Raw genomic sequence first — 9728 nt, forward strand, 5'->3', positions numbered from 1 at the left:
TGATTTCTCTAAATAAATAGATTACTTTAGCATGAGGTTAATAACGTTCTATTGACTATATGAAAAAGCAAATCTATAACAAAGAGAATAACCGTAATTGTACTTCCTTATTGGAAGAAAGAGAATTACATATTAGGTAGACTATTAAAAGGCCTGGATGGGCCCGTTAAAAGTAAACCGACAATTTTCAAAGTTTAATGGATGCAACCATTATGCTTAAAAAATTGTCGGTTTTTTTGTTTTTAAAGATAAAACAGAGAGGAATGTAGCGTAATGAAGGGAATCGGTCAAAGTCATATTTTCAGAATGATGGTTTCTTCCATACATCGATGGGGGGAAGTAACATGTTAAGTTTTATGCCAGAAATATTTTTTGGATTGCTTGCCATATCGGTGCTTAGCGGGCTATTCCTGCTACACCCAAGGGTTCCGCTGTCTTTTGTTCGGCTTCACGTCGGTGTCACATTGCTGCCCCCGGTCGCTGCTCTGCTGGCCCTTGTTACGAACCATGAAACCATGATTTATGGCCCTTGGAGGCTTGATTCCTTATCATGGCTGCTGGCTTTATTTGTCCTTACCATAGGTTTTATCGTGCAGCGCTATTCTGTTCGTTACTTAATCGGTGATCGTTCTTATCGAAAATATTTTGCTCTACTGACGATTACTACTACTGCTGATTCAGGTGTCTGGCTAAGTAATGACCTTCGCCTGCTGCTAGTTTGCTGGGGGGTTACACTTCTAGGACTGACTTTGCTTATAGGATTAAAAAAAGAGTGGAATGTTGCTAGAAACGCTGCTAAGCAATCCGGTCGTCTGTTTGCACTAGGCTGGCTTATCCTATTGGGAGCTGTCATCTGGATCACCCAAACTACGGGGCATTGGCAGCTCTCGCTCGTCCTCACCGAAAGCAGTCTTGCACAGCTTGATTCATGGGAAAGGACGTGTATTAACCTGCTGCTAATCTTGGCTGTCGTCATTCCGGCAGCACAATGGCCTTTCCAACGTTGGCTGTTAGATTCAGTAGTGGCTCCAACGCCTGTCTCCGCGGTTATGCATGCGGGATTAGTGAATGCAGGCGGAATTATCTTGACTCGATTTTCACCGCTTTTTAGCGGAGATATAGCTCAAATTGTTTTGCTTCTATTGTCCAGTGTTTCAGTCATGATAGGGACGGGAATTATGCTGGTTCACGTTGATTATAAACGGCAGCTGGTCGGATCTACGATTGCGCAGATGGGGTTCATGTTAATCCAATGTGCATTAGGTGCTTATTTGGCAGCCATTATCCACGCTGTCTTACATGGTCTATTCAAATCAACTCTGTTCTTACAGGCTGGTTCTGTGCTTCATCACCACGAGGAGCCAACCTCCAGGGCGAACCAGTCAACACCATTATTATGGACAATTACTGGCGGGATTTTAGGCCTCCTGGTGGCAATTGGTCTTTGGATGTCTTCTCCTGGAGAGGGTTATCAATTGATAAGCGCTCTTACTTTAGGATGGTCCGTTTCATTTGCCTGGGCCCAGCTCGTGGCTTTGGGATCTGGACGTATCGGGCGCATAGCAGGATTTTCTTTGCTTGCAGGAGCGGCCGTTGTATACAGTTTGGTACATGATGCGTTTTATAGTGTTTTACAAGATACAATCCCGCAAGGAATTCAAACACCGGCACCAGCAGCCGTTTTGCTGCTGATTATCTTATTGACCGGAAGTGCTGCAGGTGTATGGCTGGCTCGTCATCGTTCATCAAGTGCCTATGCTCTCATTTATCTTTGGCTTGTACGATTAGGTGAGCCCCAAAATGATCTGGTCGAAACTCACCCTAAGCATTTGACACAATCATTCTTTAGAGGAGGTCATTTACGATGAATATACCATTAGAAAAAACATTACATTGGGAAAGTGTTCCTAATACCCTCGATTTTGATCTTAATGACTTGGTGAAATCGGCCAGCAATGTCATTGTACCGCTCGGGCCTATTAACACATTTGCAGCACGCAACCCCTGGGTGGGGTTGGAGGGAAAATCGTTTGAAAAAACGGCACGCTGGCTCAAAGATACTTGTGATGTAGATATCTACCCCAATGATTCCGTATTTCAGTCTGCACGGGATCGAGGGGAGATTCATCAGGATTTTTTAGAAAAGGGATTGCAACATTGGCTAAACTTACAGTCTTTGGAGTTGCCGCGTGAGGTCGCAGAGCAGTTTTGCCGGGCTGCACTTTTGCAGAATCAGCCATGTTCAAGCACGTTGGAAGCACCTGAGTTAAAAGGCATGGCAAGAAAACTAACCCGTTTTACATCTCACATGACAGAAAAACATTCGGTCAAAACCTATAGTCAGCACTTGGAACAACTAGGAAGGGTGAATGCAGCACACGAGTTAAACCGCCAGATGATCAAGTGGTGTAAATTGTTTTTGGATAAGTCCCAGGCTGTCTGGTCGATGCCTAATCGGGAAGAAGGTTTCTATCATGCGTGGCGGAAACTAGCCCAGCATGACTCAGCACTTAGCCGCAAGGTACGTAAACAACTAAGTGAGTTGCCGGTAGAAGCAGAAGCTGCTTTAAGGGAAGTTTTGCTTCTACTGGAAATTCCCTTCTCGGAAATCCAAGGCTATTTAGAAGCGCATTTACTTGCTTTGCCGGGCTGGGGGGGGATGATGCTTTGGCGCTCACAGCAATCAGCCGAAGAAACTTCACTGCTGCTTGACTATTTAGCTGTACGAATTTCGATGGAATGGGCTTTAGTTACACCTCATCTTCCCTTACCTGAACAAAGAAATGAGAAAGTAAATCTAGAACCATTAATTGCAGCTTGGGCGGAATGGGGAAACCTGCCAATCAATGCTTGGTCACTGTTATCCTCTACAGAAATAAAGGCACGTTTGGCCCTTGCGTATCGGTTTGATAAGGTTCTGCGCAATCGGCTTTTGCTTGAAGCATGGGAAAAAACATATGAAGACCAATTGAAGACGATGATTACATCCCAACAGCCTGCTGCAGCGGCAGAAAATGTAAAGCCGGCACTCGCTCAATTTGTATTTTGTATTGATGTGCGTTCAGAGCCTTTTCGCCGCAAACTTGAAAAAGCAGGAGATTTTCAGACCTTTGGAACAGCAGGCTTTTTCGGATTGCCGATTGAAACTTGCGAGCTTGGCAGTAACCACACGCATAACTCTTTGCCGGTCATGTTTAAACCGCAATACAAAGTAAAAGAGTTTGCACCAGAGTTGGAATCCTTTGAACAACGGAATCAGGCAGTTAATTCACTCGGTTACACATTTAAAACGATGAAACATAATTTGGTTTCCAGCATGGTGCTTCCGGAAATTAGCGGTCCTTGGCTCAGCCTGCAAACGTTGGCCCGTAGCTTTATGCCTCGGAGTGCAGGCCGGACATTAAGTAAATTGCTCGAAACATGGCTGCATAAACCAGCTACGGAACTCACACTTGACCATACGCAACAATCGGAAACAGACTTGCCAATTGGATTTTCCTTGAAAGAACAAGTACACTATGTACGGCAAGCATTAAAAATGATGGGACTTACCGATCACTTTGCACCACTAGTGGTGATTTGCGGACATGGAAGTCACAGCACGAACAATCCATATGGTTCCGCACTCGACTGCGGTGCATGTGGAGGAGCATCAAGCGGATTCAATGCACGGGTGCTGGCAGCCCTGTGTAATCTTCCGAACGTAAGGAAGAGCCTCGAAACAGAGGGAATTATTATTCCGGAAGATACTGTTTTTGCAGCTGCCGAGCATATTACCACACTTGATGAATTACGTTGGCTTTATGTTCCGGAACTATCAGTTAAAGCGAAGGAAGCATTTGAACGTGTCCAAGTCGAGCTGCCAAAGGTAAGTGAGGAAGCCAATGTCGAGCGGATTCCGCAATTGCCAAACCTCGGAACTCATCTTAAGAATCCGAAGGCTGAGGCACAGCGTCTTTCAGAAGATTGGAGTGAGGTCCGTCCGGAATGGGGCTTGGCACGTAACGCTGCGTTTATCATTGGGGAACGTCAGCTGACCCAAGACTGTAATCTGGAAGGAAGAGTTTTCCTCCACAATTATAACTGGAGGAAGGATAAAAACGGTGCTATTCTCGCCAACATTATTGCCGGGCCGGCAACGGTAACTCAATGGATTAACCTGCAATATTATGCATCTACTGTTGCCCCTCATTATTATGGCAGCGGGAATAAAACAACCCAAACCGTGACAGCCGGTCTCGGGGTCATGCAGGGGAACGCCAGTGACTTATTATCCGGACTTCCCTGGCAGTCGGTTATGAAATCAGATGAAGAGGCATATCATGAGCCGCTGCGTTTGCTGGTGGTCATTCAAGCACCGAAGAGCTATGTGAAACGGATGCTGGACCACAATCATGACTTTCATCAAAAAGTGAAAAACGGATGGATTCGGCTTGCGTCCATTGATTCGGAAGGACACTGGGAGAGTTGGTCTTAACCTCTTTCCCGGTTTATATAGATGTCCTTGTGTGAGGCTGCTTTCCTTTCCGGTGCTTTTGCAGCAATGGTATAAAGCTTTCCGAAAGAAAGTCGTCACATGGGTGGAAAAAATTGTTTTTCTAGAATATTATAGGCAATATTTGGCCATCTATGAATGTAACTTTGAAAAAAGGAAAAGGGATCGGTATGGAAAAAACAAAAGGAACAATTGAAGCTGAAATAAGCAAGGCTTTAACACATTGGGAGAAAACCTATCTTGGGCGAGGCTCCGTATCTGTTAAATCGGATATCTTACGGGATATGGTGATTGTAACACTCCGCGGTATACTAACTACTGCTGAATATACAGTATGTCTGGATAAAGAAGGATTGTTATCGGTAAAAGAACATCGCAACAGTTTAGTGGAATCTGGTCTGGATGGTTTAAAAGAAATTATCTTAACGATAACAGGGGAAGAAGTAGTAAGTTTTCACACCGATCTTAGTACACAAACTGGAGAACGATTAATGGTTTTTAAGCTTTCCAGTGATCTGCAAAGCAAATTATGTTAAAAACAAAGATATGTTCGGACTCACGCGTTTTTCATATAAGAAAGAGTCAGCAAACTTATTTAGAACAAAATTAAAGAAATTATGGGGTGAATTGGATGTCTAGAGCTGAAGAGAAAAAAGTACTATTTGTGATTGGAACAGAGCAGAAATTAGAACGATTCATTAAAGAAGAAACCAACGTCAATCCGGAAAACATGATCATCTTACAAACATATCAGCCAGTCGTTTCATACCCCTTCGATGATTTAATGAGGGACATCATTATTGCTGTGTACCAGGATAATGTTGAGGAAATCGTTGTGGTCTCCACAAACGATGATCAAAAGAATACTGAGGACATACTGAACAAAATATATGAAAACAAAGAATTGCAGGACAAGATTCAAACATTAGATTATCTTTTTAAAAATTGCATGCCGGAATTTCCTGAGGGTACGGTAAGTACATGGCTACATGGAGGCGAAACTTTAACGGATAGCGTACAAAAAACTGTCAACACCATACGCAATCATCCGCTGTTGCCGTCACATGTTAAGGTCAAAGAATTACATATTGATCAGGCGAATGAAAAGCTATCAGAAATGGTTTAAGAGACTATTGCTTATGTATATAATGAAATAAAAGTCTTAATTCCTCCAAATATAGGGATTAAGACTTTTTGTTTTGTATTTTAATTATTGTTACAGTAATTAAACTATTGTCGATTAAAAAGCTTAACCAGTTTAACTAATAATTGTGTTGGTTAACCTGTTTAAGTTTTTTTGAATTTAGCTATAGAATCTAATGTCTTTACTATATCTTTACCAAATTTTACTATACCTTTACTGCGTTTTAACCCGAGATTAATAGAATTTACAAAACCTTTACAAAGAATCCATAGAGCATTAACATCGTGTGTTTATTCTTAGGTTAGAAAAAATACGACAAAGAGAAGTGGCCAATAGATAATCTTGGAGGTATAGAAATGAGGTTTATAAAAGAAGCAACGATAGGATTATTGGTACTATCCTTAGCTGCTGTATTATCAGCATGTGGTATTAGTAATGACAGTGACACAGAATCGTCCAATGATAGTAAAGGTACCATATCTATTTCAGGATCCACATCTGTAGGACCTTTAGCTGAAAAACTAGCAGTTAAATATGAAGAAAAAAATAAAGTGAATATAGAAGTAAATCAAATAGGTTCTTCTGCTGGCATAACAAACGCAACAAGTGGTGTGTCAGAGATTGGGATGTCTTCGCGTGATTTAAAGGAAGAAGAAAAGGCTAATGGCTTGAATGAGGTAGTCATTGCCTATGATGGAATTGTGGTAGTGACTCATCCAAGCAATAAAGTGAAAAATCTTACTATGGAGCAAGTGAAGCAAATTTTTACCGGAGAGGTTACGAACTGGAAGGAGCTTGGAGGAGATGACATGGAAATTGTGGTTGTTTCCCGTGAAGATGGCTCAGGTTCACGTGATGCATTTCAAGAAATCGTAGGATACACGTCAGGTGAGTTGGTAAGAAGTTCCATAGTTGCGAGCGGTAACGGTAATATAAAAACAACTGTTGCGACGAATAAGCATGCAGTAGGATTTATTTCATTTGAATATATTGATGACTCTATTTCCACTGTAAAGATTAATGGAGTAGAGGCTACAGCGGAAAATGTTCTGCAGCAAAAATACAGCTTGTCACGACCATTCTTGTTTGTCTATAAGGAAGAGAATTTAACGGATGGCGGACAACAATTTATTGACTATATTTTGAGTCAAGAAGGGCAATCTATTGTGTCGGAAACAGGAGCTATACCAGTAAAATAATGAACATTCATGGATGTATTATTTAACGCACGTTGGAAATAACCATCATGCGTAAAAGCAATCTTGGAGGAATGAAGCATGCCAAGCCCACTTACTGAAAAACAAACTTTAGAAATCGGAAAATCAAATAAAAGGAAGTATATGCTCGAGAAGTTATCAGCAAGAATTTTTCTGTTTTGTGCACTTCTTTCAGTACTCAGTTTATTGTTAATCGTTGGATTTGTATTTTATAAAGGCTCACATCCATTTGTAGCAGAGGGATATAGCTTTATTGACTTTGTTTTTGGAGTGGATTGGGTGCCAAGTGAAGATAAATTTGGGATCTTTCCAATGATCGTTGCATCCATATTCGCCACATTTGGTGCATTAATTATCGGAGTTCCTATCGGTCTGTTTACAGCCATCTTCTTAGCGGAAATTGCACCCAAAAGCATAGCAAAAATCATTTCACCGGCCGTGCAGCTGCTGGCGGGTATTCCATCTGTTTTATATGGTGTATTCGGACTTGCTATCATCGTCCCTTTCTTACAAAATAATTTAGGCTTAGCGAAAGGGCAAAGTTTATTAGCTATCATTCTCGTTTTAGCCATTATGATGCTGCCAACGATTGTTACTGTAGCTGAAACAGCTATTCGTGCTGTTCCGAAAACGTATCGTGAAGGGTCATTGGCACTCGGAGCATCTCAAATCGGAACTATTTTTAAAGTAGTGGTACCCGCAGCTAAATCAGGAATTATGGCAGCAATTGTATTAGGTTTAGGGAGAGCAATTGGAGAAACGATGGCCGTTATATTGGTAGCAGGAAACAGTCTCATCATTCCTACTAGTTTAACAGACAGTGTTCGTCCATTAACTACAAATATCGCATTAGAAATGGGATATGCATTCGGAACGCATCAAGAAATGCTGTTTGCAACAGGTATTGTTTTATTCTCCTTTATCTTGTTATTGAACTTTGTATTAGCAAAAATCAGTTCGAAAGGTGGTAATTAAGTTGAGAAAGTTTAAGGATAACTTGTTGCGCGGACTTCTGTGGTTTTCAGCTTTCTTAACAGTTGCCGTCCTCGTAACGATTGTTGGATATATTTTTTATAAAGGATATCGTTTAATAAACTTCGATTTTATCTTTGGCGATTATTCACCGGCAGGAGATGGCGGGATTTGGCCGATGATTGTTACAACCATATACACAATCGCTATTTCGTTATTAATAGCAACACCAATTGGGATTTTGGCTGCTGTATATTTGCAAGAGTATGCTAAGCAGGGCCGATTAGTAAAAATGATTCGTTTTGCTACAGAGAGCTTAACAGGGATACCTTCGATTATTTATGGATTATTCGGAGCCGTATTCTTTGTAACCACATTAAAGTTAGGCATGTCGATTATTGCTGCTTCATTGACATTAACTATTATCGTACTGCCTGTCATCATCCGAACAACAGAGGAGGCTTTAAAAACCGTTCCTCATTCGTATCGAGAAGGGTCTCTAGCTTTGGGAACAACGAAGCTGCAAACTTTATATAAAGTGATTTTACCAAGTGCGATGCCGGGGATATTATCTGGAATTATTCTCTCAATCGGAAGGATTGTTGGTGAATCGGCTGCGATATTTTTAACTGCTGGAACGGTAGCTGCGATGCCAGAAAGTATTTTCTCATCGGCAAGAACGTTAACGGTGCATTCATATTTGGTTACACAGGAGTCCGGAGATATTGAACTTGCCGCTGCCATTGGAATCGTATTAATTGTTATCATTTTGGTTCTGAACCTTTCGGCGACGTTTATATCAAAAAAGTTAAATAAAGCTGACTATTAAATGGGGTGTATGTTAATGAGTACAAGAGTGATTGAACGTAATAATGCAGAGAAGGGGAATCTTTCACAAATGAAGCAGCATTCAGGAGAGGCAGCGAAAATTAGTGTAACAGACTTGAATTTGTTCTATGGAGAAAAACAGGCACTCTATAACGTATCATTAGATATACAAGAGAAGGAAGTTACAGCTTTAATTGGTCCTTCTGGCTGTGGTAAATCAACTTTTTTACGAACATTAAACCGTATGAATGATTTGATTGATGGTGTGAAGATTACCGGCGATATTGTCGTCGATAGTGAAAACGTATACCGATCCCATGATGTGATTAAGTTACGAACGAAGGTAGGTATGGTATTTCAAAAGCCAAATCTATTTCCTATGAGTATTTATGATAATGTAGCGTATGGTCCCCGGATGCAGGGAATTAAAAATAAAAAAGAATTGAATAAGATTGTTGAAGAGAGCTTACGTGGTGCGGCAATCTGGGACGAAGTGAAAGATCGCCTTAAAACATCAGCACTCGGACTATCAGGCGGTCAGCAGCAACGTGTTTGTATCGCACGTGCAATTGCCATGAAACCGGAAATCATTTTAATGGATGAGCCTACTTCAGCATTAGATCCAATCTCAACGTTAAAGGTAGAAGAATTGATTACACACATGAAAAAGGATTATACGATTGTCATTGTTACGCATAATATGCAGCAAGCAGCACGTGTATCTGACAAAACTGCTTTTTTCTTAAATGGTGAAGTCATTGAATATGATGAAACAGATCATATTTTTTCTATGCCAAAGGATCAGAGAACGAAAGATTATGTTACTGGCCGATTCGGTTAAATGGACCATAGAAAAGGGTGTTTTGTGAAAGCTTTAAGAATGGTTTTTTATAAGATCATTTAGACAAGCTATTTCGTTAAACAGTTTGTTAGGCATGAACTCGGAATTTGTATCGGGTTCATGCCTTTTCATTTAGATAAAAGTTTTGAAAATTATAATATTTCCCAATAAAGAAAATAATATTGTAATATAACAAGAAAGTCAGTATAATAATATTTGTTAGAAATACAG

The 9728-nt window shown here is 40.8% G+C and carries 8 protein-coding genes; all 8 read left to right on the plus strand.

The window, feature by feature from the left end; genetic code table 11:
• Positions 1-329: 329 nt before the first annotated feature.
• The 8 genes from V7068_RS21265 (at position 330) to pstB (ending at position 9497) form a co-directional block, all read left to right on the plus strand.
• Positions 330-1868: an NADH dehydrogenase subunit 5 gene (locus V7068_RS21265; RefSeq protein ID WP_499714452.1), complete on the plus strand. Its 1539-nt coding sequence runs from the start codon at positions 330-332 to the stop codon at positions 1866-1868.
• The gene (locus tag V7068_RS21270; RefSeq protein ID WP_499714453.1) at positions 1865-4477 is read left to right on the plus strand and encodes a DUF2309 domain-containing protein; all 2613 of its coding nucleotides are present in this window, start codon (positions 1865-1867) and stop codon (positions 4475-4477) included. The genes V7068_RS21265 and V7068_RS21270 overlap by 4 nt, the downstream gene beginning before the upstream one ends.
• 188 nt (positions 4478-4665) lie before the next feature.
• Positions 4666-5031: a Na-translocating system protein MpsC family protein gene (locus V7068_RS21275; RefSeq protein ID WP_499714454.1), complete on the plus strand. Its 366-nt coding sequence runs from the start codon at positions 4666-4668 to the stop codon at positions 5029-5031.
• A gap of 95 nt (positions 5032-5126) precedes the next feature.
• Positions 5127-5621: a carbonic anhydrase gene (locus V7068_RS21280; RefSeq protein WP_499714455.1), complete on the plus strand. Its 495-nt coding sequence runs from the start codon at positions 5127-5129 to the stop codon at positions 5619-5621.
• Positions 5622-5995: 374 nt separating this feature from the next.
• Positions 5996-6838: a phosphate ABC transporter substrate-binding protein gene (locus V7068_RS21285; RefSeq protein WP_499714456.1), complete on the plus strand. Its 843-nt coding sequence runs from the start codon at positions 5996-5998 to the stop codon at positions 6836-6838.
• A 78-nt stretch (positions 6839-6916) separates the two neighbouring features.
• A complete protein-coding gene (gene pstC / locus V7068_RS21290; RefSeq protein WP_127759018.1) occupies positions 6917-7831 on the plus strand; it encodes a phosphate ABC transporter permease subunit PstC in 915 nt (304 codons plus the stop codon).
• 1 nt (position 7832) lies between these two features.
• Positions 7833-8657, plus strand: a complete 825-nt coding sequence (pstA, locus tag V7068_RS21295; RefSeq protein WP_403152768.1) for a phosphate ABC transporter permease PstA — start codon at positions 7833-7835, stop codon at positions 8655-8657.
• 69 nt (positions 8658-8726) lie between these two features.
• Positions 8727-9497, plus strand: a complete 771-nt coding sequence (pstB, locus tag V7068_RS21300; protein WP_499714457.1) for a phosphate ABC transporter ATP-binding protein PstB — start codon at positions 8727-8729, stop codon at positions 9495-9497.
• Positions 9498-9728 lie beyond the last annotated feature (231 nt).

The organism is Bacillus sp. JJ634 (assembly GCF_036962285.1).
Taxonomy (GTDB): domain Bacteria; phylum Bacillota; class Bacilli; order Bacillales; family DSM-1321; genus Peribacillus; species Peribacillus asahii_A.

What these genes read in the sequence shown, in the direction of transcription:
- V7068_RS21265 (WP_499714452.1), top strand. Translation starts at nt 330, where the DNA reads ATGGGGGGAAGTAACATGTTAAGTTTTATGCCAGAAATATTTTTTGGA.
- V7068_RS21270 (WP_499714453.1), top strand. Translation starts at nt 1,865, where the DNA reads ATGAATATACCATTAGAAAAAACATTACATTGGGAAAGTGTTCCTAAT.
- V7068_RS21275 (WP_499714454.1), top strand. Translation starts at nt 4,666, where the DNA reads ATGGAAAAAACAAAAGGAACAATTGAAGCTGAAATAAGCAAGGCTTTA.
- V7068_RS21280 (WP_499714455.1), top strand. Translation starts at nt 5,127, where the DNA reads ATGTCTAGAGCTGAAGAGAAAAAAGTACTATTTGTGATTGGAACAGAG.
- V7068_RS21285 (WP_499714456.1), top strand. Translation starts at nt 5,996, where the DNA reads ATGAGGTTTATAAAAGAAGCAACGATAGGATTATTGGTACTATCCTTA.
- pstC (WP_127759018.1), top strand. Translation starts at nt 6,917, where the DNA reads ATGCCAAGCCCACTTACTGAAAAACAAACTTTAGAAATCGGAAAATCA.
- pstB (WP_499714457.1), top strand. Translation starts at nt 8,727, where the DNA reads ATGAAGCAGCATTCAGGAGAGGCAGCGAAAATTAGTGTAACAGACTTG.